This is a genomic window from Mycolicibacterium sp. XJ662 (assembly GCF_053484035.1).
This window is the reverse complement of the sequence record NZ_JBEFTL010000003.1, coordinates 57,293-79,742: the sequence shown is the minus strand read 5'-3', so window position 1 is coordinate 79,742 and position 22,450 is coordinate 57,293. Positions and strand designations below refer to the sequence as shown.

The window sequence follows — 22,450 nt, the reverse complement described above, 5'->3', positions numbered from 1 at the left end:
GAATCAACCTCCACCGTGCGCGCCGGAAGGCTTGGTCTCGCCCCGTCCCAGCGCGTACACGTGCCAGCCCACGCTCGACCAGTAGTCGCGGTCGATCGCGTTGCGGGTGTCGAGCAGACGCGCCCCCCGAACGATCGACCGCAACGCCACGGGATCGAGGTTGCAGTATTCATCCCATTCGGTGGCCAGCACGATCAGATCGACGTTGCGGCAGGCGTCGTCGATGCCTTCGCAGTAGGTCAGGGTGGGAAACAACGCCCTGGCGTTGACGATCGCCCTCGGGTCGTGGACCCGCACGGAAGCACCCTTGAGATGCATCGCCGCAGCGACGTTCAACGCCGGAGAGTCCCGCACGTCGTCGCTGTTCGGTTTGAACGCCGCGCCCAGAACCGCGATGTTCCTCCCGAGAAAATCGCCGTCGAGCAGCGCGCTGGCCACCGAGACAGCCTTCTCCCGGCGCCGGATGTTGATCTTGTCGACCTCGTGCAGGAACCGCAGCGAATCCGAGGCGCCGAGTTCACCGGCCCGCGCGCTGAACGCGCGGATGTCCTTGGGTAAGCAGCCGCCGCCGAAGCCCAGGCCCGCGCTGAGAAAGCGCCTGCCGATGCGCTCGTCGTACCCGAGCGCCCGGCCCAGCGTCACGACGTCGGCGTTGACCATTTCGCAGACCTCTGCCATCGCGTTGATGAACGAGATCTTGGTGGCGAGGAAGGAGTTGGCGGCCACCTTGACCATCTCCGCGGTGGGCAGATCCGTCGTCAGGTGCGGGGTGCCCTGTTCGATGAGGCTGCCGTACACCTGCAGCAGCACCTTCTCAGCGTGCTCAGAGGTGACGCCGAAGACCAGCCGGTCCGGATGAAGCGTGTCCTCGATCGCCTTGCCTTCACGGAGGAACTCCGGGTTCCAAGCCAGCTCGAGCAGATGCTGTGACGGTGTCGCGGCCACCTCCCCGGCCAGGCGCTGCGCCGTACCGACGGGCACCGTCGACTTGCCGACGATCAAACCTTGGCAGTCGGCGTTGGCGACGACGGTCCGCACTGCGCTGTCGACGTACTGCACGTCGGCCGCGTTGGAGCCGGGCAGTTGCGGGGTGCCGACGCAGACAAAATGCACGGACGCCCCGGAAACCGCCTCCGCGGGATCGTGGGTGAAGCGCAGCCGGCCAGTGCCCAGTGCGGAGGTGAGCAATTCCTCGAACCCGGGCTCGTAAAACGGTGAGCTACCGTCAGAAAGCAGCGCGATCTTCGACGCGTCGGTGTCGTATGCGCAGACTTCATGGCCGATATGCGCCATGCATGCGGCGTGGACCGCACCCAGGTAGCCGGTGCCAATAACGCTTATGCGCATTCGACTGCATTCCGCCTCTCGCAAGGCTGCTCCGCTAACAATTCGTGTTCGTATCGGTCAGCATAATGGCCTGTGACTGGCCATAAGCGCGAATCGGTAGCGAACAGATCACGGTAGCCAGAACAGTTCTGATCCATGAGGATTCTCAACCACGACCGGTTTTCGAGCAAACCGGTTGTGGGTTGTCGAGATGTGGGTCAGAACGGCAGCTTGGGCGGCCCGAGCTGCGGCAGGCCGATCTTGGGCGGTCCCGGCAGCTGCAGCTTGGGTGCCTGCAACTGGGGGAGGCCGACGGCGGGCGGCGGCGGCATCTGGAAGTCCGGCAGCGGGAACGCGATCGGAATACCGATATCGGGTACGACGTCGGGCATTCCGACACCGAAGGACACCGGCACCGATACGTCGGCGATCTTGGGCACGTCCACGTTGGAGAAGTCGGGCGGCGGCAACTGCTTGGCGGCGTTGATGACCTCGCACCACGGCCCCGTGCACGGGTTCTTGGCGGGCTCCTCGCGGCGCTCCTCCGGCGGCGGGTTCTCGTGCGCCGCAACGACGCCAGGCTCGTGCGGCGGTGCAGGCGCCACCGGGTCCGCGGCGGCCAGCCCGTTGCTGAGGAACAAGGCTGCGAGGCCAGCTGCGCCCGAGACAGCCGCGCACGTGGCCATGTGCTTGATAGTCACTGATTCACTCCCGCCGTAGACGCGTTAATCATATGTCGGGAACCGCAAATTGTCGTTCCCTTTGTTTCTGAGGATGTGTGTGAGGTTGGCTTCGCGACCGGCGAAGCTATTGTTGTTCGGTACAAGCGGGCGCTTACGTCCACGTAAAACAGCCGCAATCTGGCCTTTCCAGCAAACACTTTATCAGCCGCTCACCCGTCGACCCGGGCGAACTGGCCGCTGCGGTAGTGCTCCACACAGGTCGAGCGGCGAATCTTGCCGCTCGTCGTGATCGGAAGCGACCCCGGTGCCACCAGGACCAGATCGGCGATCCGCAGCCCGTGGGTGGCCGATATCGCCGACGTGATGTCGTTCTTGATGGCGGCGAAACGTTCGTTGATCTCTTCGGGTGAGTTGCCCTTCTGTTTCACCTCGACGACGGTAACCAGCTCTTCGGTTCCGTCCTCGGCGATCGAGATCGCGGCGCAGCGGCCTCCGGAGATCTCCTGGATCGTCGCCTCGATGTCCTCGGGATAGTGGTTGCGGCCGTAGACGATCAGGAGGTCTTTGACGCGGCCCATGATGAACAGCTCGCCCTCGGAGATGAAACCCAGGTCTCCGGTGCGAAGCCACGGCTTTTCCGGGGTGCCCGGCGACGGCGCGACCAGCGTTCCACCGAACGTGCGCTCCGTCTCCTCGGGCTTGTTCCAGTAACCCTTTGCGACGTTTTCGCCGTGCACCCATATCTCGCCGGTGGTGCCCGCCGGGCATTCCCGCATGGTCTCCGGGTCGACGATCCGTACGGTGTTCGACTCCGGCCTGCCGTAGCTGACCAGGGGAGTGCCCGAGGCGTTCGTGCACCGCTTGGCGTGTCCAATCGACAGCTTCTCGGATTCGAAGTGGGCGATCTCCGGGGGGTCACCCGGCCGGCGGGTGGCCACGTACACCACCGCTTCCGCCAGCCCGTAGGACGGCCGGATCGCGGTGTCGCGGAAGCCGAACTTGCTGAACCTGTCGGTGAATCGGCGCAACGTCGCTGGATGCACGCGCTCGCTTCCGCTCAGCAGGCCGAGCACGTTGCCCAGGTCGTAACCCTCCAGGTCCTGGTCGGTGGTGCGTCGCACCGCGAGCTCGAATGCGAAGTTGGGTGCCGAGCTCATGACGTTGGTATGGCTGGCCATCAGCTGCATCCACCGCGCCGGGCTCTGCAGGAACGACATCGGGCTCATCAGCACGGTGTGCAACCCGCCCAGGATCGGAACGCACAACCCCAGCAGCAGGCCCATGTCGTGGTACAGCGGCAGCCAGGACACGACGGTGGTGCCGGGCGGCGCGACCTTGCCGAAGTCGACGAAGAAATCGGCGTAAATCTGCTCGAAGTTGGCCGACAGATTGCGGTTGGTGATCATCACACCGGCCGGCTCGCGCGTGGAGCCGGACGTGTACTGCAGGTACGCGATGTCCTGGCCGGCGTCGCCCTTGAGCCGCGGACGTTTCCGCGGCTTCTCCTCGAGCTCATCGACCGCGACGACGGTCGGCGTCGACGCTGTCGCCTTCGCGTAGTCGGCGACGTCCGCGACCTCCGCGGAGGTGGTGAGAATGACGGCTGGGTCGGTGTCGCGCAATACCGAGGTCACGCGCTCGTCGTGGGCTCCCGGTTGCGGCACCGAAAGCGGCACCGCGATGAAACCGGCCTGGAGCGATGCCACGAACGCGGCGATGTAGTCCAACCCCTGCGGAGCCAGAATGACGGCCCGGTCCCCAGGTGCTCCGCAAACACTCAACTCGGAAGCGATGTTTGCTGCGCGCCGATTCAACTGCGCCCATGTCATGGTCTCGGGCACGGCCGTTCCGTCGTGGTCGTAATCAACGAATGTGAATGCGACGTCATTGGGCTGCAGACTGGCGCGTTCGCGCAGTACAGCAGGTATCGAGGACCCCAGCATCAACGTACGTCGACCTTCCGGTTCGGCTCGCTTTGCCGCGAGCAGGGCGTTTGCTAATTGACCGCGCGGACAATTGCTTAAAGCTTATGCAACATCAGATTAGTGTGCGTGCTTACGTCCAAAGTTGCCACTCTATCTGGGCCTCCGACCGGGTCAGTCGCGACCTGATCGGCTAACATCTCGGCTTCGGCCAAACCTTTGCTGCACGGCTTTTCTCGAGCGTAAACACGACTAATCGTGCAGCGTAGCAAACACTTTGGCGCTAGCCACAGTCGCGAAAAGTGTCGTTGCAGCGCAGTACATCGCACCGAAAATGTGATTTTCAACCGAATGTCGGCGGCATCCGGCCTCCTGGGCGCGGTAGCTTGCCAGCCGCCCAGCCAATATTTGCCTGCGACGTCAATTTCGTTGGCCGCGGCGTCCGCGGGGTGCCGTCGCGCACCGGCCATCTCATCAGATCAGACCCGCCAAAATGCCTGACACGCGGTCGGGCGCGTCGCGAAGGCTTCGTGGACGTCCGCACCCGCTGCACCTGCAGCGAAAACGCCGAGGCTCGGCGTCGCCGTCCGGCGACACACGGCGTTCCTTGCTGGGCGCGACCACCACGCCGTAGCCTCGTGTGGTGGCCGGCCCGACCGTCGTCCGCGCCGACGAGCTCACGAGGTTGGAGATCTTCGCCGGCTGCCCCACCGAGACCCTGGTACCGCTGGCGGCGCAGCTGCGACCGCTGACCGCGGCCCCCGGGCAGGTGCTCATGCAACAGGACGAGCTCGCGGTGTCCTTCCTGCTCATCGGCTCCGGTGAAGCGGAGGTGAGCCACACCGGCGCCGATGGCAACGACACCGTCGCCCGGTTGACGCCCGGAATGATCGTCGGCGAGATCGCCTTGCTCCGCGACGCGCCGCGCACCGCGACCGTGATCGCCACCCAGCCGGTCACGGGCTGGGTCGGCAACCGCGACGCGTTCGCCACTCTGCTCGAGATCCCGAGCATGCTCGAGCGACTGTTGAGCACCGCTCGTCAGCGGCTGGCTGCGTTCATCACGCCGATACCCGTCCGGCTGCGCGATGGTACGGAGTTGGACCTGCGCCCGGTGCTGCCCGGCGACAACGAACGCACCTCGCGTGGGCCCGTCGAGTTCTCCAGCGAAACGCTGTACCGGCGGTTCCAGACGATGCACGTCCCGAGCAAATCGCTGATGCGGTATCTGTTCGAGGTCGACTACGTCCACCATTTCGTCTGGGTGATGACCGACGGGCCCGACGGACCGGTTGTCGCCGACGGACGGTTCGTCGTCGACGCAGATGACCCCACCGTCGCCGAGGTCGCGTTCATCGTCGCCGACGCCTACCAGAACAAGGGGGTCGGCACCCTGCTCATGGGCGCCGTCTCGATCGCCGCCGAATACCATGGCGTGCAACGGTTCACCGCACGGGTGCTGAGCGACAACCTGGCGATGCGCGCGATCCTCAACCATGCCGGCGCGCGGTGGCACCGCGAGGATCTCGGCGTCGTCACCACCGAGATCGAGGTTCCCCGTCCGCGCAACCCCCCGTTCACCCCCGGGCTGACCAAGCGGGTGCGCGATGCCACCCGCCAGGTCGTGCAGGCGGTCGGCTGAGGGGTTTCGGTCAGGTCGTGATCGTGGTCTGCTCGTCGATCGCCACGGTCGCGTCCATCAACACGCCCATCTGGTCCTCGCGGCCGTCGGCGTTGAGCTGCAAGACATAGACCGCGCCCTCGGTCGGGATCACCACGGTCTTCTGCGCGATCGCACGCCTGACGCCGTCCTTGACGTACAGGCCGCCGAGTTGAACCGCGTCGAAGCCGGACAGCTGGCTCGGCTCACCCTTGTCCGCGCCCTCGTAGTTGGGCAGGTTCTGGATCTCACCCGCGGCGAACTCCAGGATCTTGGCGGGGTCGACGTCGCCGGTCAGCTTCGACATCAGCGCGACGACCGTCGGCGGATCGGCTGCGAATTCCGGGGCCGTGAAAAGTATTGCGCTGTAAGCCCACTGCGGGGTGTTGGGGCCGGCGTCAGCCCAACCGGGCGGCATCGGCATGTTGACCACCGGCGCTCCGGGCGTATCGCGCTTCACCGGTTCCTCGGTGAGGTTGTTGTCGCGGATGTAGTCCACGATGGTGTAGTGGGGACCCTGTGCCTGCGGCGTCGCCGTTGGGGGCGCGGCTTCGCTGGTGGTGGTGGTGGTCGTTTCCGCGGCGGTTTCCGTTGACTCCGTCTCGGTGTCCGATCCGCAGCCGGCCAGGCCAAGGCCGAGTGCGGCGACCGCTATGGCGACGACGCCGGCCCTCACGGAACTGCTCATTGAATCTCCCATCGTTGACGTTCGGCCGTAGCCTACGGTCGGCACCGGCCTTTACGCAGTCGAAAACCGCCGCGCCCCGCGCGGTTTTCCGCTGCGTTGTCCTAACGTGGCCCCAAATCCATTTGCTCTGCCTCGACCGTAATTCTGCGTCGGGGCGGGGGATCTGGTCCAATAGGTGGTGAAACGGTGTCGATCGCCGTTGCTGAGGAGGTCTCGCTTGCTCCGTCCGGTCGTCGCTGTGGTGCTGGGGTTGTTCGGCACCGTGGTCGTCGCCGTCGCATGGACCGCGGCGACGGCGGTCCAGTTGGCGGCGACCGCGCTGATCATGGGTGGAAGCGGCCACACGCTGGGCACCGACGACGACGCGGCCTACGTCAACCCGTATATGAGCAACGCCATCGACGACTACATCAACCAGGCCGCGGCTATGCCGACGGGCACTGGGGGTGCACCCCTGGCAGGCGTTGGCCCCGGCGATGACCGGTACGCCGTCGTCAACCCGGCGCAGTTCTTCCCCGTATACGGCTCGATGACGTTCGACCGCTCCGTGGCCATCGGTCGGGACAACTTGAACAGCTGCATACGCGGCACCGGATGTCTCTACAACGACAGCGCCCTTCTGGAGCCTGCGCCGCCCGACGGGCCACCGGTGGTCGGCGACGAGTTCGTCGTGTACGGCTACTCGCAAAGCGCGGTCATCGCATCCCTGGTCAAGCGGGATTTGATCGACAACCCCGGTGCGACGCCGCCGGTCTCATCGTTTTTCCTGCTGGGCAACCCGATGCGGCCCAACGGCGGCATCCTGGCGCGCGGGCTGCGCGGCTGGACCATCCCGATCATCGGCGTGACGTTTCACGGCCCCACGCCGACCAACAGCTGCGACACCGGCAACTGCATGCCCACGGTCGACGTCGCCGGACAGTACGACGTCCGCGGCGGCGACGCCCCGGCCAGCGTCACCAACGTGCTGGCGTGGCTCAACGCGGTGGCCGGCTCGATCCTTTTGCACGGGCCCCTGCAGAACGGGGACCTCAGCGACGCCCGGTACCAGGGGTCCTACGGCGACACCGACTACTACCTCTATGTGACGAAGCGGCTGCCGATTCTGATGCCGTTCGAGCCGTTCGTTCCGTCGCCGATCCTGACGTTTCTGGACGCACCGCTTCGGGCCGCCATCGAGGGCGGCTACGCGCGACACGTCAGCCCCGGCGTCCCCACGAAGGTGAGCTGGTTTCCCTTCCTCGACCCGGTGCAGACCATCGTCAACATCGTTGCCGCGATCCCGGTCGGCATCGACGACGCGCTGGCCGAGGTCGCTGACGATCCGACGTTCCGGCCGCTGGGCACCAAGCCAGTGACCAGCCCGTTCGGCGTGGGCGGCCCGGAGTTGCCCGAGCCGCCGTCGGACACGGACACCGAGGAAGTGCTGGCCGCGTCGTCGTCGTCCGAAAGCGACGACGAGGCGCCGGAGGACGAGGCGGTCGACGAGGTCGTGGAGGACACGCCTGAGCCGGAGACCGATAGCGGCGACGACACCACCGACTCCGAGGGCACCGAGGACACCGAGGACACCGAGGAGGAAGTCGTCGACGAGGACACCGAAGACCTCGACGACGAGACGTCCGCGCCACCCGCCTCACCCGCGGCGCAGGACGACACCCCCAGCGAATCGGACACCGGTACCGACACCGACACCGGCAGCGACGATCAGGCCGCGGCTTAGGCGGCGCAGTTCAACGACACCGTGATCGATCTGCTGACGACGACGGTGACCAACTCGCGGTCCTTACCCTTGCCGACGACGTAGGTCTGGGTGACCTCCTGCGGATTGCGCACGCTGGTCACGATGCACCGCTCGATCGGGGCGCTGCCGACCCGGTCGATGACGACGTCATAGCCGGAGGCCTCCAGTTCCCCGATCGTGCGTTGCGCGTTGCCGGGCGCCACGGGTTGCGCGACGGCCGCGGTCGCCGGGGCCAGCATGACGCCCGCGGCCGCCACCATTGCTGCCACGCTCCATAACCCACGCATGACAGCCTCCGTCCGATGAGAATGAACCCTGCTACCTAATTGATCGCTGGGGGGCCGAGAAGTGTTGCGTGCGATGGTCGCGACGTTGGCGCTGGCCGCGGCGGCGTGCGGGACGCCTCCGGTGCCCGGGCCGACGTCGACGACGGACCTGCGCGTCGATCCCGCCCGCGTCGACCGCGTGCGTGGCGACCTTCCGGCCGGCTATGAGTTCGCCGGCGTCACCGACCCAACAGCGCCCGCCGCCCTGTGGGGTTATGGCCAGGGGTGGACAGCGGATCCGCCCAAGTGCGCGGCGTTGGCTGACCCCGTCCCGGATGCGACGACGACAGCGGGGTGGTCGGCCTCCGGGCCGGGCGGCATCGTCTACGCCGTCGTGCTCGGCGCGCCGCATCCGGCGCACCTCGACTCCGCACTGCGCGACGAATGCCTGCGCTGGACGGTATCCGGCGGGCAGGGTCAGGGCATCGTCACGATCGCCCCGGCGCCGACGGTCGCCCATGCGACGACGCTCGCCACCGTCACCGACTCCACCACCGTCGTCGAGGGCGGCACCCAGACCCGGTCCTACGCCTACACCGTCACCGCGTACTTGGGCTCCCACGTCGCGTTCGTCGTCGTCGTCACCGATCCGGGATCGCCGAATCCGCAACTGGGACAGGATTTCGCCGCCGGATTGCTGGTCGAAACGGTGTCGGCGTTGCGGGGCTGAGCGCAGCTCGGCGGGTAGCGTGTGCGGCGATGTCGAACAGGGTGATGGTCGCGATCGCGTGCGTCGGTCTGTTGGCGGCGTGTACGAGCGGGAAAGCCGACCTGTCGAACGCCGACATCGCGCGGGTCCTGGACGTGCGGTCCAATTTCGGCCAGGAGTTCAAGGTCAGCGACGTCGGGCCCAGCGGGATCGACCCGCGGCTGCTGGGCCCGCAGGCGCTGCCGCCCGGAATGACGTTCGACCCGGCCGACTGCGCTTCGTTCGCCAACCGACAGATGGTGCCCGCCGGGGCCAAGGGCAACATGGCCGCCGTGACCGCCGAGGGCGAGGGCAACCGGTTCATCACCATCGCGATCGAGACGTCTGAGGCCGCCGACGTCGACGGCCCCGCCGAAAACTGCTCCAAGGTCGGGTTCATCGGCCCCGGAGTGCGCGGTCTGGTCGAGACCACCGAGGTGCCGCAGATCGACGGCGCGCAGACCGTGGGCACTCATCGCGTACTCCAGACGAACACCGGCACCGGCGAGTTGTACAACTACGTGGCGAGCTTCGGCAGCTTCCTGGTGATCGTCACCGCGAACCCGCTGGTGCTGCCCGACACACCCGTCGCGCCGGTCGACACCCAGCGCGCCCGCGATCTGCTCGTCGAGGCGGTGACCGCGGTCAGGGGTTAGCGCACGTCGTGCGGACGGAACTGGATGCTGATGCGCGTACCGGCGGGTTTGGTGGTCTTCGGCACCGCGTGTTCCCAGGTGCGTTGGCAGGAGCCGCCCATCACCAACAGGTCGCCGTGCGCGTGCTGCAGCCGGAGGGACTTACCCCCGCCCCGAGGGCGCAGCGCGAAAGTCCTTGTGGCGCCGAGGCTCACGATCGCCACCATGGTGTCCTCGGTCTTGCTGCGGCCGATGTTGTCGCCGTGCCAGGCCACGCTGTCGTTGCCGTCGCGGTACAGGCACAACCCCGCGGTGGTGAACGGTTCACCGAGTTCGCCGGCGTAGGCGTCGTTGAGCCGGCGCCGGATGTGCTTCAGCCGGGGATGCGGCGCCGGATCGTCGACGAGGTGGTGGAAGCTGACCAGCCGCGGCACGTCGACGACGCGGTCATACATCGGCCTGCGTTCGGCGCGCCAGGGGATCACGGTTTGCAGCTCCTGGAAGAGCTCGTCGGCGTCCTCGAGCCAGCCGGACCGAAAATCGATCCAGGCGCCGTGGCCCAGGTGCCGTCGTTCAGCGTGCTCGAACAGCGAGCTCTGCAACGCCAGCTCCATACCCGCGAGTCTATCGCACAGGCGTTCGAATCGTCAGAGCCGGACCGCACCGGGGCCGTGTTCGGCGAGCACGTCGTCGGGGTTGGACAACGCGCACGTCTTGAGGCTGAGGCAGCCGCAGCCGATGCATCCGGTCAGGTTGTCGCGCAGCCGCTGCAGATGCAGGATCCGGTCGTCGAGGTCCTGGCGCCAGCCCGCGGAGAGCCGGGCCCAGTCCTTGCTGGTCGGGACGCGATCGGTGGGCAGGCTGGCCAGCGCCTCGCGGATGCGGGCGAGCGGGATGCCCAACCGCTGCGACATCCTGATGAACGCCACGCGTCGCAGGGTTTCGCGGGCGTAGCGGCGCTGGTTGCCCGCGGTGCGGCGGCTGGTGATCAGGCCCTCGCGCTCGTAGAAGTGCAGTGCCGACACCGCTACGCCGCTGCGGACGGACATCTCGCCCGGCGTCAGCTCGAGGGTGCGCTCCATGACCTGAACAATAGTTGAGGTGGCGCGTGGCGCTACGGTGCATAACGTGACGGGTGCTGCCTTGGGATGCGACTCGGAGGTCGGCGCGCTGCGGGTGGCGATCCTGCACCGGCCCGGCGCCGAACTGCAGCGGTTGACGCCCCGTAACAACGACGCGCTGTTGTTCGACGGTGTGCCGTGGGTGGCCAGGGCACAGCGTGAGCACGACGCGTTCGCCGCGCTGCTTGAGTCGCGCGGCGTCGAGGTGTTGCGGCTGGCCGACCTGCTGACCGAGGCCCTGGCGCACAGCGGCGCCGCCAGGATGCACGGTATCGCCGCGGCGGTCGATCCGAGGCGGTTGGGACTGCCGCTGGCTCAAGAACTCTCGGCGTATCTGCGCGGTCTCGACCCGGCGCCGCTGGCGCGGGTGCTGATGGCGGGGATGACTTTCAACGAGTTGCCGTTCCGCGACAGCGAACTGTCGCTGGTGCGCAAGATGCACCACGGCGCCGACTTCGTCATCGACCCGCTGCCGAACCTGATGTTCACCCGCGACTCGTCGTTCTGGATCGGCCCGCGGGTGGCGATCACCTCGTTGGCGTTGCCTGCACGGGTGCGCGAGACGTCGCTGACCGACGTGATCTATGCGCATCACCCTCGGTTCCTGGGGGTGCGTCGGGCCTACGAGTCCCGGTCGGCTCCGGTGGAGGGCGGTGACGTGCTGCTGCTGGCGCCGGGGGTGGTGGCCGTCGGGGTGGGGGAGCGCACCACACCCGCGGGTGCGGAAGCGTTGGCCCGCAGCCTGTTCGACGACGATCTGGCGCACACCGTGCTGGCTGTGCCGATCACCCAGCGACGCGCGCAGATGCACCTGGACACGGTGTGCACGATGGTCGACGTCGACGCGGTGGTGATGTATCCGGGCGTGGTGGACTCGTTGTCGGCGTACATGATTCATCGCAACGGCAGCGGCGGGGTGCGCATCGACGACGCGGCGCCGTTCGTGGATGCGGCGGCCGAGGCGATGGGTATCGAGCGGCTGCGGGTCATCGCGACGGGTCTGGACCCGGTGATCGCCGAGCGTGAGCAGTGGGACGACGGCAACAACACGTTGGCGCTCGCGCCCGGTGTCGTGGTCGCATACGAGCGCAACACCGAAACCAATGCGCGGCTGGCCGATGCCGGCATCGAGGTGTTGGCGATCGAGGCGGCCGAACTGGGTACCGGCCGCGGCGGCCCGCGGTGCATGTCGTGCCCGGCCGCCCGCGACCCGTTGTAGCTTCGTTAACTCGCGAGGCGTACACCAGGGCTGTCGAATCCCACGCGATCACGGCCCTGGTGTACGCCTCGCGAGCGGGAACCACCGGCGGCGCTCGGCGGCCTCCCGCAATCTGTGCAACGTGAACCCGCGGCTGTGCTCCTTGACCACGTGGATGTCGAGCCAGCCTTGACACTCCACCAGCGCGTTTCGTCCGATGTCGTGGACGAATCGTGGGCGATCTGTCTGATGCTGCTCGCCGTCGTAGTCCAATGCGATCATCGGCTCGTCCCAACCCATGTCCAGGAACGCCTCGGCGATACCGTCGTGAACCCGAATCTGGGTGCGAGGCCGTGGGTATCCGGCGTCGATGACGAGCAGCCGCAGCCAGGTCTCCTTGGGAGACTGAGCACCGCCGTCCATCAGATCCAGCGCGATGCGGGCGCGCTTCATCCCCCGCCAACCGCGATACCGCTCGACAAGCGGCGCTACGTCGTCAGCCGTCACGCCGGTTGCCGCCGCCAGCGCATCGAGGTGCTGGACGGCCAAGTCGCGGTTGAGGTGTCGAGCCAGATCCAATGCGGTACGCGCCGGCGTGGTGACCGCGAGTTCGCCGATCGCGCAGATTTCGTCCCAGTCGACCCGTTCATTTCGGACGACCACACCGGCCCGCCGCCGTTCACGCGGGGCGATCATGTCGATCGGGGTGCCCGGGTTGATCCACTTCGCTCCGTGCAATGCAGCAGCGGCGCGGCCAGCCACGATGCCACGGCGATCCGTCCAGAGCCAGGCGGCCTGCGCGTCGAGGTGCACCGACGGTGAAGCGCGCCGCGGCACGTAGATGCGAGGGTGGACGGCCTTATAGCGCCAACGCAACTGGCTTCGAGTCAGACCGCTGCCTAGTAGTTCGGTGCCGATGAATGCTTGTTCCATGCCACGGATGCTGGCCAGGAGCACCGACAAGGCCACCCACGATTCGCGAGGTTTACACCAGGGCTGTGGATAACTCGCGAACGACGACCCTGGTGTACGCCTCGCGAAACGGGGCCTAGCGCCAACTCGGCAGCCAGATCTGCATGTTCCACGTCTCCTGCGAGATCGGAATGCCCGTCAGGATCGGAAACAGCCACGCGAAGTTCGTAAGGACCAGCGCGACATAGAAACTCACCGCGAGCAACCCCAGCGTTCGTCGTTCGGCGTTCTGCCGCGGCTTGTACAGGATGTCGCCGAGGATCAACGCGATCGCCAGGGCCAAAAACGGCGCCATCGTCGCGGCATAGAAGAAGTACATCTGCCGGTCGATGCCGACGAACCACGGCAAGAACCCGGCGCCGTAACCAACCAGCACCGCGGCAAAACGCCAGTCGCGCTTGATGAATGCCCGCCACAGCGCCCACCCCAGCACCGGCACCGCGAGGAACCACATCGCCGGGGTGCCGACCAGCATCACGGCCTTCACACACGACTGCGCGCCACAACCCGGCACGTCCTGGTTGTCGATCGCATACAGCACCGGCCGCAGCGACATCGGCCACGCCCACGGTTTGGACTCCCACGGGTGGTGGTTGCCGTCGGCGTTGGTCAGGCCAGAGTGAAACCTGTACACGCCGTAGGTGTAATGCCACAACGAGCGCAACGCGTCGGGGATCGGCAACACGCTGTGCTCACCGATCGACCGGCCCACCTCGTGACGGTCGATCGCGTTCTCCGAGGCAAACCACGGCGTGTAGGACGCCAGGTACACCAGAACCGGGATCACCACGAGCGCATACAGCGACGGCCCCAGGTCGCGCCGGAACGCGCCCAGCCACGGCCGCGGCACCCGGTACTGTCGGCGCGCGGCGATGTCGAACGCCAACGTCATCACGCCGAAGAACGCCACGAAGTACAGGCCGGACCACTTTGTGGCACACGCCAACCCGAGCAGCACACCGGCGCCGAACCGCCACCAACGCACCCCAAGCCTTGGCCCCCAGGCGGTTTCGCTGATGCGGCCCTCGAACAGCGCGATGTGCATTCGCTCGCGCACCTGATCGCGGTCGACCATCAGCGCGCCGAACGCCGCGACCACGAACACCGTCAAGAACCCGTCGAGCAGCGCGGTGCGGGAGGTGACGAAGCTGACCCCGTCGGCGATCACCAGCAGCCCGGCGATCCCGCCGACCAACGTCGACCGGCTCATCCGCCGCGCGATGCGCGCCACCAGCACCACCATGATCACGCCGCACACCGCGCCGGAGAACCGCCAGCCCAGCCCGGTGTAGCCGAACAACGCCTGACCGATCGCGATCAACTGCTTACCGACGGGCGGATGCACCACCAGGCCGTAGCCGGGGTTGTCCTCGACACCGTGGTTGTGCAGCATCTGCCACGCCTGCGGTGCGTAGTGCTTCTCGTCGAAGATTGGGGTGCCGGCGTCGGTCGGCGATCCCAGGTTCAAAAACCGCGTCACCGCGGCCACCGCGGCGATGACGGCCGTCATCAGCCAGCCCTGCAACCGGTCGACCGGCCCGAAGTCGGCGACGGGTACCTGCGGCGCCGGGCTGATGACCGGCACCGCGTGCGGAGCATCGGTGGCGGGGGCGGTCACGCATGCGATCGTAGGCTGTCGGGCATGAGTGTCGGCCGGCTGTTGATCGCTGCCACGCCGTTGGGGCAGCCGTTGGATGCCTCGACGCGGCTGGTCAGGGCGCTCGGCAGCGCCGACGTCATCGCCGCGGAGGACACCCGCCGGATCCGGACGCTGGCCGCCGCGCTGGAGGTCAAACCGGTCGGCAAGGTCATCAGCCTCTACGACCAGAACGAGGCGTCCCGGGTGCCGCGCCTGGTCGACGACATCCGCGGCGGCGCGACTGTGCTGGCCGTCAGCGACGCCGGCATGCCGCTGATCAGCGACCCGGGCTACCGCCTGGTGGCGGCCTGTATCGACGCCGGCCTGCCGGTCAGCTGTCTACCCGGGCCGTCGGCGGTGACGACGGCGCTCGCGGTGTCGGGGCTGCCCGCCGACAGGTTCTGCTTCGAGGGTTTCGCGCCGCGCAAGCAGGCCGCGCGCCGCACCTGGCTCACGACGCTGGCCGTCGAGCAGCGCACCTGCGTGTTCTTCGAGTCGCCGCGCCGGCTGGCGGCGACGCTGACCGACGCCGTCGACGTCCTCGGCGCCGAGCGGCGCGCGGTGGTGTGCCGCGAGCTGACCAAGACCCACGAGGAGGTGCTGCGCGGTTCGCTGGCCGAACTCGCCGACCGGGCGGCCGACGGCGTGCTCGGCGAGATCACCGTCGTGCTGGCCGGCGCGGTGCCGCGGGCCGACGTCGAGACGCTGGTGGCCGAGGTGCACAAGCTGGTCGACGACGGGGTGCGCGTCAAGGACGCGTGCGCGGAGGTGGTCGCCGCGCATCCGGGGGCGCCGTCACGGCGTGAGCTCTACGACGCGGTCCTGCGGTCGCGCGGCTGACCCGGTGATCGGCGCCGCCTTGTGCAGGCACTCCTGCCACTCGCGTTCGGGATCGGAGTCGGCGGTGATGCCGCCGCCGACACCGAGCACCGCGTTGCCCGACGCGTCGAACTCCACCGTCCGGATCGCCACGTTCAGCTCGACACCAGCCACCGGTGACGCCAAACCGACTGTGCCGCAGTAAACACCGCGCCGAACCGGTTCCCAGCCGCGCAGCAGTTGCCGCGCCCGCGTCTTCGGTGTCCCGGTGACAGAGGCGGGCGGGAACGTCGCGTCGAGCACCGTCGACATCGGCATGGCGGTATCCACCCGCGCGGTCACCGTCGACACCAGATGCCACACCCCCGGCGCGGGCCGCACCGCAAGCAACTCCGGTACGGTCACCGATCCGGTGATCGCGACGCGACCCAGATCGTTGCGCACCAGGTCGACGATCATGATGTTCTCGGCCACCTCCTTGGCCGACGCGCGCAGGGCGCGGGGATCGGCATCGCGCGGCAGCGTGCCCTTGATCGGGCTGGACGTGATCGCCTCACCGCGCCTGCGCAGGAACAGCTCCGGTGACAGCGACGCCACCGCGCCCCAGTCGCCCGCAACGTAGGCCGCGTGGGCGGGGGACGTGCGTGCGACGGCGTCGACGAAGAAGTCCACCGGCGAACCGCTGACCCGGCCGCGGAACTGCGTACACACACACGCCTGGTAGACCTCGCCCGCCGCGATCGCATCCAGGCACGCCGACACGCCGCGGCGATGTGCGTCGCGGTCGGCCTCGGCCCACACCACCTCACACCGTCGCGGCGCCACCTCGGTGCCGAGCGCGTCGATCACCCATCCGGGAAGCCCTGCGCCGGAGAGGCTTTCATGCCACCATCGGCCGTCGCGGTCTTGGCGCAGCACGCAGTCCGACCAGCCGCCGGCCGCCTCCGGGATGCGTGGCCCGGCCCCGTCGGCGCCGGCGTCGGGATACGACAGGTAGCCGAACCAGCCACCGCCGACCGCGCCGCCGGATGCGCGGGGGGCGACGTCGAACACGGCAGAAGGAGGGGCGGGCGCGGTCGCCAGCGACGGCGCGATGACGGCGCGCGAGTCGAACCACTCGCCGATCAGCGCGGCCGGCGGCGGCAGGAGGCTTCGGGCGGTGGCGTGACCGAGGGCGCGCAGCACCGCAGGGGCGCTGCCCAGGTCGCCGAGCCGCTCGATCCGCACCGCGTAAGCGTGTCAGACCCTCACCGGCTGATCGTGCGGGGGATGTCGACCCCGGCCAGCTTCTCGGGGTTGCGCATCGCGTAGAAGTTGGAGATCCGCCCGTCGGTGATTTCCACGGTGATGATCCCTTCGAAGCTGTCGCCCAGGTAGAGCTTGAGCGCAGGGGCGTTGTTGTACGTCGCCGGTTCGACGCGGCCGCGCTCCCCGGCGACGCGAACCAGCCCGACGAGCACCCTGGCGACCTTCTCGGCGCCGACGATCGGCTTGCGGGCCGCGCTGGCCTTGCCGTCGCTGTCGGCGGTCCATGTGACGTCCTCGGTGAGCATCTCCAGCAGCTCGTCCACGTCGCCGCTCGAGGCCGCCGCGAAGAACTGGGAGGTGATCTCCGCCGACAGCTTCGGGTCGACCGGCTCGAACCGTTTACGTCGGGACTGCACATGCGCACGGGCACGGTGCGCCATCTGCCGCACCGCGACGGCAGACTTGCCGATCGTCGCGGCGATCTCGTCGTGGTTGAAGCCGAACACCTCACGCAACACGAACACCGCGCGTTCGTCGGGGCTCAGCGTCTCCAGCACGACGAGCATCGCCATCGAAACCGACTCCGCGAGAATCACATCGGAGGAGGCATCGGTGGCATCGAGTAGCAGCGGTTCGGGCAGCCACGGGCCGATGTAGTCCTCACGCCGACGCGACTGGGCGCGCAGGGCGTTGAGGGCCTGCCGGGTGACGATCCGGGCGAGGTAGGCCTTGGTGTCGCTTACCGTCGCGAGGTCCACCTCCGCCCACCGCAGGTAGCTTTCCTGCAGCACATCGTCGGATTCGGTTGCGCTGCCCAGGATCTCGTAGGCGATCGTGAACAGCAGCGGACGCAGCTGCGTGAACCGCTCGACATGTCCCCCACTAGCGGGAGGTACCCCCACGTCACCCGGCCCGGTGTTCATCGCACCGACGCTACCCCGGCGTGCGCCGGCTGTTCCGGACGCGGGCCGCCCTTGAACCAGAAGCTGGAACCGGGCTTGCGGGCCTCCCGCCGGATCCCCCACACCGTGCCCTTGCAGACCGCCTCCTTGATCGCGGCACCAAGCCGCCCCGGCACGTAGAACCGCACCGCGGTGTCGTCCTGCCGGGCGAACTGGATGACCGCCGCGCGGCGGCCCAGGCTGACGTTGGACCCCGCGAAGCCGTACTGCAGCGGCGCGGGTTCGGTGCCTGCGATCCGGCTCAGCACCGTGTCGGCCGCCTGCGGTCCCAGCTGCGAGGCTGACTGGCAGCTCATCCGCAGCGGTGCATTCGACGGGGAGGCGCAGTCGCCCGCGGCGATGACGCGCGGGTCGTCGACGCTGGTGAGCGTCTCGTCGGTGAGCAACCGGCCCTGCGCATCGGTGCGCAGGCCGCTGTGCGCGGCGAGCGCGGGCACTCCGAAACCGGCCGTCCACACGGTCAACGCGCTCGGACGTACCGCGCCGTCGGCGAACACCACCGCGTCGGGTCGAACCTCGGTCACCACATCGGATTCGAGCACCTTCACCCCGTGCTTGCGCAACCACTTGGCCGCCGAGCGTCGCGCCTGCTCCGAAAGGCTCGGCAGCAGCCGACCGCCGCAGACCAGCGTGACGTTGCGGCCCTGCTCGGCCAGCTCCGCCGCCGTCTCGGTACCGGTGAGCCCGGCGCCCACCACGGTGACGGGCGCGTCGCTGTGCAGCTCGTCGAGCGCCGCACGCAGCCGTTGAGCCAGCTCGAATTCCCCGATGGGATAGGCGAATTCGGCTGCACCGGCCACTGTGTCGGGTACGGCGCCGGTGCTGCCGACGGCGTAGATCACGTAGTCATAGGCCAGCGTGTCGCCCGACGCCAACGCCACGGTGCGCGATGTGGTGTCGATGCGGGTGGCGGTGTCGACGACGAGCCGCACCCCCTCGCCGAGCAGCGTGGCGAAGTCCACGGTGGCCTCGCCGCTGCGCGCCACCCACTGGTGCAGCCGGATGCGCTCGACGAACTGGGACCGTGGGTTGATCAGGGTGACGTCGACGTCGTCGCGCTCTCGCAGACGGTTGGCCGCCAACGCCCCGGCGTACCCGCCGCCGATGACGATCACATGTGTGCGCTTGTCGGTCATGGTTGCTCCTCTCTAATGGGTCCTGCCCCCTAGACACCGCGGGCCGCCCGGATGTGACAGGACGTGACGCAGCCCACACCCTCAGCGCGGCGAACGTGGGTTACCCGCACGCCTCAAGCGCTCGAAACGTGTCGGTAACCCACGTTCGGCCCAGCAAGGGGTCAGCGGCGGATCGTGCGCGGCCGGGCGATCCCGGCCAGCTTCTCCGGGTTGGCCATCGCGTAGAAGTTGGTGATCTTGGCGTCGACGACCTCGACCAGGAACACACCGAGCGGCTCGTCGTCGTCGTAGACGACGATTGCCGGGGTGTTGTTGCAGTTGACCGTTTCGAAGCGCAGCCCGGGCACCCGCTCGGGTCCGTGGCGCATGAACGCGACGATCATCGCGGCCACCTTCTTCGCGCCGATCACCGGACGACGCACGGCCGGCGCCTTGCCACCGCTGTCGGCCGTCCACGTCGCATCGGGTGCGAGCATCGCCAGCAGCTGCTCCATGTCGCCGGTGGCCGCCGCGGTCATGAACTGTTCGGTGACGCGCACCGACGTGGCGAAATCGACGGGTTCCATTCGTCGGCGCCGCGACTGCACGTGTTCGCGGGCGCGGTAGGCCATCTGGCGCACGGCGTTCGCCGATTTGCCGATGGTCGAAGCGATTTCGTCATGGCCGAACCCGAACACCTCGTGCAGGACGAACACCGCGCGTTCGTCGGGGGTGAGCGTCTCGAGCACGACCAGCATCGCCATCGACACCGATTCGGCGAGCACGACGTCGGCTTCGGCGTCGTGCTCGTCGAGCAGCAGCGGTTCGGGCAGCCACGGGCCGACATAGTCCTCGCGGCGGCGGTTGCTCGCCCGCAGCGCGTTGAGGGCCTGCCGGGTGACCAGCCGTGCCAGGTAGGCCTTGGTGTCGCGCACGGTCGCCAGATCCACATCGGCCCACCGCAGGTAACTGTCCTGCAGCACATCATCGGATTCGGTTGCGCTGCCCAAGATCTCGTAGGCGATAGTGAACAACAGCGGGCGCAGCAGCGTGAACCGCTCGGCGTGCTCGTCACCAGAACTCATGGCGCCGTGACCCTTTCGGTGTCCGCCAGGCGCTGGGCGCGCTTGTCGCTCTTGAGCCAGAGCAGCGAGCCGGGCTTGCGGGCTTCGCGGGACAGGAACTTGACCGAGGCCGTCAACGCGGCCTTCTTCAGCGCCGCGCCGGCGCGGCCACCGATGTACAGCGGCGTGGCCGTGTCGTCGGTATGGGACAGCTGGAAGATGCCTGCCTTGCTGCCCAGGCTGATGCACTGCCCGGCCAGCGCCACGCTCAGCGGCGGCGCAGCGGTGCCCGCCATCCTGGCCAGCACGGTGTCGGCGGCTTGGGCGCCGAGCGGGGCGGCCGACGCGCAGCACATCCGCAGCGGCTCGTTCGACGGCGCGGACGCGTCGCCCGCGGCCACGATGCGGACGTCGTCGACGCTGGTCAGCGTCTCATCGGTGATCAGCCGGCCCAGCGCGTCGGTGCTCAACCCGCTGGCGGCTGCCAGATCCGGTACGCCGAAACCGGCCGTCCACACGGTCATCGGGCTGGGCACCTCCCGGCCGTCGGCGAGCGTCACGGCGTTTGGCGTGACGGCGGTGACGGTACTGCCCGGGCCGTCGAGCACGGTCACACCGAGCTTGGCGAGGCGCCGCGCCACCGAACGTCGGCCCGATGCGCTCAGGTACGGACCCAGTTCGCCGCCGCACACCAGCGTGACGGGGTGGCCCTGCTCGGCGAGTTCGGCGGCCGTCTCGATACCTGTGGAGCCCGCGCCGACGACGGTCAGCGCCACGGCAGGCTCGACGTCGTCCAGTGCGGCGCGCAGCCGGGTGGCGTGCTCGAATTCGGCCATCGGATAGGCGAATTCGGCGGCACCGGCCACGGTGGGGGCGGCGACGCCGCTGCCCACCGCGTAGATCAGGTAGTCGTAGTCCAGCGTGTCGCCGGAGGCCAGGGCCACGGTGCGCGCCGCGGCGTCGATGCGGATGGCCCGGTCGGTTACCAACCGGACGGCCCCGTTGAGCACGTCGGCGTAGTCGACGAGCGCGTCGTCGCGGCCGGCGACCAGCTGGTGCAGTCGGATGCGTTCGACGAACTGGGGTCGCGGGTTGACCAGCGTGACGTCGCAGCTCTCGTCGGCCTGCAGCCGGTTGGCCGCGACGGTTCCGGCATATCCGCCGCCGAGTACAACGACGTGGGTGCGGGTGTCGACCATGATGTCTCCTTACTCTCCAGGGTCTCGTGTCCTTGAGACACCGTCGAGAGCGGGGACGTAACGGCCGGGCGGACCGGTGTGACCTACATCACTACACGAGGCCGAGGGCCAGCATCGCGTCGGCCACCCGGATGAACCCGGCGATGTTGGCGCCTGCGACGTAGTTGCCCGGCTGGTCGTACTCCTCGGCAGTCGACAGGCACCGGTTGTGGATGCGGCGCATGATCTCTTCCAGCCGCTTCTCGGTGTCGACGAACGTCCACGAGTCGCGCGACGCGTTCTGCTGCATCTCGAGCGCGCTGGTCGCGACGCCGCCGGCGTTGGCGGCCTTACCGGGCGCGAACGTCACGCCGGCTTCGTTGAACTGTTTGATCGCTGCCGGTGAGCACGGCATGTTGGCGCCCTCGGCGACGAACCGGCAGCCGTTCTTGATCAGGTATCCGGCCTCGTCGCCGTTGATCTCGTTCTGCGTGGCGCACGGTATCGCGATGTCACACGGCACTTCCCACACCGAGCGGCCCTGTACGGAGCGGGCTGCACCGGCCCTGGCCTCGGCGTAGTCGATGATCCTGCCGCGCTGGACTTCCTTGACCTCCTTGAGCAGGGCCACGTCGATGCCCTTCTCGTCGACCACGTAGCCGCTGGAGTCCGAACAGGCCACCACGGTGCCCCCGAGGTGGTGGATCTGCTCGATCGCATAGGTCGCGACGTTGCCCGAACCCGAGACCACCACCCGCTTGCCCTCAAACGAGTCGTTGGCCGCCTTGAGCATCTCCTTGACGAAGAAGACGGTGCCGTAGCCGGTGGCCTCGGTGCGGACCTGCGACCCGCCCCACGTCAGGCCCTTACCGGTGAGCACACCGGACTCGTAGCGGTTGGTGATCCGTTTGTATTGCCCGAACAGATAACCGATTTCGCGCATGCCGACGCCGACGTCACCGGCGGGCACGTCGGTGTACTCACCGAGGTGGCGGTACAGCTCGGTCATGAACGATTGACAGAACCGCATCACCTCGCCGTCGGAACAGCCCTTCGGGTCGAAGTCCGAACCACCCTTGCCGCCGCCGATCGGCATACCGGTCAGCGAGTTCTTGAAGATCTGCTCGAAGCTGAGGAACTTGATGATGCCGAGGTACACCGTGGGGTGAAACCGCAGCCCGCCCTTGAACGGCCCGAGCGCCGAGTTGAACTCGACGCGGAAGCCCCGGTTGATCTGCACGGTGCCGGTGTCGTCGACCCACGGCACGCGGAAGATGATCTGTCGTTCCGGCTCGCACAGCCGGCGGATCACCGCGGTGTCGACGTACTCCGGGTGTTTGGAGACCACCGGTCCCAGGCTGTGCAGCACCTCGTAAACGGCTTGGTGGAACTCGGTTTCGCCCGGGTTGCGCCGGGATACTTCCTCGTAGATGTCGTGCAGCTTGTTGTGAAGGCCACTCAT

General features: G+C 68.0%; 21 protein-coding genes. 6 read left to right on the top strand and 15 right to left on the bottom strand.

What is annotated here, in order from left to right; genetic code table 11:
- Positions 1-3: 3 nt before the first annotated feature.
- The 3 genes from ABQE93_RS11275 to ABQE93_RS11265 form a co-directional block, all read right to left on the bottom strand.
- Positions 4-1,347: a UDP-glucose dehydrogenase family protein gene (locus ABQE93_RS11275; protein WP_448407906.1), complete on the bottom strand. Its 1,344-nt coding sequence runs from the start codon at positions 1,345-1,347 to the stop codon at positions 4-6.
- 197 nt (positions 1,348-1,544) lie between these two features.
- Positions 1,545-1,967: a hypothetical protein gene (locus ABQE93_RS11270; RefSeq protein WP_448407907.1), complete on the bottom strand. Its 423-nt coding sequence runs from the start codon at positions 1,965-1,967 to the stop codon at positions 1,545-1,547.
- A gap of 251 nt (positions 1,968-2,218) precedes the next feature.
- Positions 2,219-3,952, bottom strand: a complete 1,734-nt coding sequence (locus ABQE93_RS11265; protein WP_448407908.1) for an AMP-binding protein — start codon at positions 3,950-3,952, stop codon at positions 2,219-2,221.
- A gap of 622 nt (positions 3,953-4,574) precedes the next feature.
- Here ABQE93_RS11265 and ABQE93_RS11260 point away from each other — a divergent pair.
- A complete protein-coding gene (locus ABQE93_RS11260) occupies positions 4,575-5,573 on the top strand; it encodes an acetyltransferase Pat (RefSeq protein WP_448407909.1) in 999 nt (332 codons plus the stop codon).
- Positions 5,574-5,583: 10 nt separating this feature from the next.
- On the opposite strand, the gene ABQE93_RS11255 is transcribed toward ABQE93_RS11260, so the two are convergent.
- Positions 5,584-6,279: an envelope biogenesis lipoprotein LpqN gene (locus ABQE93_RS11255; RefSeq protein WP_448407910.1), complete on the bottom strand. Its 696-nt coding sequence runs from the start codon at positions 6,277-6,279 to the stop codon at positions 5,584-5,586.
- A gap of 217 nt (positions 6,280-6,496) precedes the next feature.
- Between ABQE93_RS11255 and ABQE93_RS11250 the strand changes: the two genes are divergently transcribed.
- Entirely contained in the window at positions 6,497-8,002 is a 1,506-nt protein-coding gene (locus ABQE93_RS11250; protein ID WP_448407911.1) for a PE-PPE domain-containing protein, read from the top strand.
- On the opposite strand, the gene ABQE93_RS11245 is transcribed toward ABQE93_RS11250, so the two are convergent.
- Entirely contained in the window at positions 7,999-8,283 is a 285-nt protein-coding gene (locus ABQE93_RS11245) for a hypothetical protein (RefSeq protein WP_448408066.1), read from the bottom strand. The two genes, ABQE93_RS11250 and ABQE93_RS11245, sit on opposite strands and share 4 nt — an antisense overlap.
- Positions 8,284-8,383: 100 nt before the next feature.
- Here ABQE93_RS11245 and ABQE93_RS11240 point away from each other — a divergent pair, with 100 nt between their 5' ends.
- Together ABQE93_RS11240 and ABQE93_RS11235 are read left to right on the top strand one after the other, a co-directional pair.
- On the top strand, positions 8,384-9,019 hold the full coding sequence (locus ABQE93_RS11240; protein ID WP_448412401.1) for a DUF5642 family protein: 636 nt from the start codon (positions 8,384-8,386) through the stop codon (positions 9,017-9,019).
- 29 nt (positions 9,020-9,048) lie between these two features.
- On the top strand, positions 9,049-9,693 hold the full coding sequence (locus ABQE93_RS11235) for a DUF5642 family protein (RefSeq protein ID WP_448407913.1): 645 nt from the start codon (positions 9,049-9,051) through the stop codon (positions 9,691-9,693).
- Here ABQE93_RS11235 and ABQE93_RS11230 read toward each other — a convergent pair.
- Both ABQE93_RS11230 and soxR read right to left on the bottom strand, forming a co-directional pair.
- The gene (locus tag ABQE93_RS11230; protein WP_448407915.1) at positions 9,690-10,286 is read right to left on the bottom strand and encodes an alpha-ketoglutarate-dependent dioxygenase AlkB family protein; all 597 of its coding nucleotides are present in this window, start codon (positions 10,284-10,286) and stop codon (positions 9,690-9,692) included. The two genes, ABQE93_RS11235 and ABQE93_RS11230, sit on opposite strands and share 4 nt — an antisense overlap.
- Positions 10,287-10,319: 33 nt before the next feature.
- On the bottom strand, positions 10,320-10,754 hold the full coding sequence (soxR, locus tag ABQE93_RS11225) for a redox-sensitive transcriptional activator SoxR (RefSeq protein WP_448407917.1): 435 nt from the start codon (positions 10,752-10,754) through the stop codon (positions 10,320-10,322).
- 46 nt (positions 10,755-10,800) lie between these two features.
- Between soxR and arcA the strand changes: the two genes are divergently transcribed.
- Positions 10,801-12,012 carry an arginine deiminase gene (gene arcA, locus ABQE93_RS11220; protein ID WP_448407919.1) on the top strand — a complete coding sequence of 404 codons (1,212 nt, stop codon included), beginning with the start codon at positions 10,801-10,803 and terminating at the stop codon, positions 12,010-12,012.
- Between the two features lie 48 nt (positions 12,013-12,060).
- Here arcA and ABQE93_RS11215 read toward each other — a convergent pair whose 3' ends face one another.
- Both ABQE93_RS11215 and ABQE93_RS11210 read right to left on the bottom strand, forming a co-directional pair.
- Complete coding sequence (locus ABQE93_RS11215) at positions 12,061-12,924, bottom strand: type IV toxin-antitoxin system AbiEi family antitoxin (RefSeq protein WP_448407920.1); 864 nt, start codon at positions 12,922-12,924, stop codon at positions 12,061-12,063.
- Between the two features lie 115 nt (positions 12,925-13,039).
- Positions 13,040-14,581: a dolichyl-phosphate-mannose--protein mannosyltransferase gene (locus ABQE93_RS11210; protein ID WP_448407922.1), complete on the bottom strand. Its 1,542-nt coding sequence runs from the start codon at positions 14,579-14,581 to the stop codon at positions 13,040-13,042.
- 24 nt (positions 14,582-14,605) lie between these two features.
- Between ABQE93_RS11210 and rsmI the strand changes: the two genes are divergently transcribed.
- Entirely contained in the window at positions 14,606-15,442 is an 837-nt protein-coding gene (gene rsmI, locus ABQE93_RS11205; protein WP_448407923.1) for a 16S rRNA (cytidine(1402)-2'-O)-methyltransferase, read from the top strand.
- Here the strand turns inward: rsmI and ABQE93_RS11200 are convergent.
- From ABQE93_RS11200 to gdhA, 6 genes are all read right to left on the bottom strand, one after another.
- Positions 15,398-16,648, bottom strand: a complete 1,251-nt coding sequence (locus tag ABQE93_RS11200; protein ID WP_448407924.1) for an aminodeoxychorismate synthase component I — start codon at positions 16,646-16,648, stop codon at positions 15,398-15,400. The genes rsmI and ABQE93_RS11200 overlap by 45 nt on opposite strands.
- A gap of 20 nt (positions 16,649-16,668) precedes the next feature.
- Positions 16,669-17,592, bottom strand: a complete 924-nt coding sequence (locus tag ABQE93_RS11195; RefSeq protein WP_448407926.1) for an RNA polymerase sigma-70 factor — start codon at positions 17,590-17,592, stop codon at positions 16,669-16,671.
- Complete coding sequence (locus ABQE93_RS11190) at positions 17,589-18,767, bottom strand: NAD(P)/FAD-dependent oxidoreductase (protein WP_448407927.1); 1,179 nt, start codon at positions 18,765-18,767, stop codon at positions 17,589-17,591. Before ABQE93_RS11190 ends, ABQE93_RS11195 begins: the two co-directional genes overlap by 4 nt.
- Before the next feature lie 161 nt (positions 18,768-18,928).
- Positions 18,929-19,831, bottom strand: a complete 903-nt coding sequence (sigJ, locus tag ABQE93_RS11185) for an RNA polymerase sigma factor SigJ (RefSeq protein ID WP_448407929.1) — start codon at positions 19,829-19,831, stop codon at positions 18,929-18,931.
- Entirely contained in the window at positions 19,828-21,009 is a 1,182-nt protein-coding gene (locus ABQE93_RS11180) for an NAD(P)/FAD-dependent oxidoreductase (RefSeq protein WP_448407930.1), read from the bottom strand. The genes sigJ and ABQE93_RS11180 overlap by 4 nt, the downstream gene beginning before the upstream one ends.
- A 91-nt stretch (positions 21,010-21,100) precedes the next feature.
- Positions 21,101-22,450, bottom strand: coding sequence for an NADP-specific glutamate dehydrogenase (gene gdhA / locus ABQE93_RS11175; protein ID WP_448407932.1), 1,350 nt, complete (start codon positions 22,448-22,450; stop codon positions 21,101-21,103).

Excerpts from the sequence above, each read along its gene's own strand:
- ABQE93_RS11275 (WP_448407906.1), bottom strand. The coding sequence starts at position 1,347 with ATGCGCATAAGCGTTATTGGCACCGGCTACCTGGGTGCGGTCCACGCC.
- ABQE93_RS11265 (WP_448407908.1), bottom strand. The coding sequence starts at position 3,952 with ATGCTGGGGTCCTCGATACCTGCTGTACTGCGCGAACGCGCCAGTCTG.
- ABQE93_RS11255 (WP_448407910.1), bottom strand. The coding sequence starts at position 6,279 with ATGAGCAGTTCCGTGAGGGCCGGCGTCGTCGCCATAGCGGTCGCCGCA.
- ABQE93_RS11245 (WP_448408066.1), bottom strand. The coding sequence starts at position 8,283 with ATGGTGGCGGCCGCGGGCGTCATGCTGGCCCCGGCGACCGCGGCCGTC.
- ABQE93_RS11240 (WP_448412401.1), top strand. The coding sequence starts at position 8,384 with ATGGTCGCGACGTTGGCGCTGGCCGCGGCGGCGTGCGGGACGCCTCCG.
- ABQE93_RS11235 (WP_448407913.1), top strand. The coding sequence starts at position 9,049 with ATGTCGAACAGGGTGATGGTCGCGATCGCGTGCGTCGGTCTGTTGGCG.
- ABQE93_RS11230 (WP_448407915.1), bottom strand. The coding sequence starts at position 10,286 with ATGGAGCTGGCGTTGCAGAGCTCGCTGTTCGAGCACGCTGAACGACGG.
- soxR (WP_448407917.1), bottom strand. The coding sequence starts at position 10,754 with ATGGAGCGCACCCTCGAGCTGACGCCGGGCGAGATGTCCGTCCGCAGC.
- ABQE93_RS11215 (WP_448407920.1), bottom strand. The coding sequence starts at position 12,924 with ATGGAACAAGCATTCATCGGCACCGAACTACTAGGCAGCGGTCTGACT.
- rsmI (WP_448407923.1), top strand. The coding sequence starts at position 14,606 with ATGAGTGTCGGCCGGCTGTTGATCGCTGCCACGCCGTTGGGGCAGCCG.
- ABQE93_RS11195 (WP_448407926.1), bottom strand. The coding sequence starts at position 17,592 with ATGAACACCGGGCCGGGTGACGTGGGGGTACCTCCCGCTAGTGGGGGA.
- ABQE93_RS11190 (WP_448407927.1), bottom strand. The coding sequence starts at position 18,767 with ATGACCGACAAGCGCACACATGTGATCGTCATCGGCGGCGGGTACGCC.
- sigJ (WP_448407929.1), bottom strand. The coding sequence starts at position 19,831 with ATGAGTTCTGGTGACGAGCACGCCGAGCGGTTCACGCTGCTGCGCCCG.
- ABQE93_RS11180 (WP_448407930.1), bottom strand. The coding sequence starts at position 21,009 with ATGGTCGACACCCGCACCCACGTCGTTGTACTCGGCGGCGGATATGCC.
- gdhA (WP_448407932.1), bottom strand. The coding sequence starts at position 22,450 with ATGAGTGGCCTTCACAACAAGCTGCACGACATCTACGAGGAAGTATCC.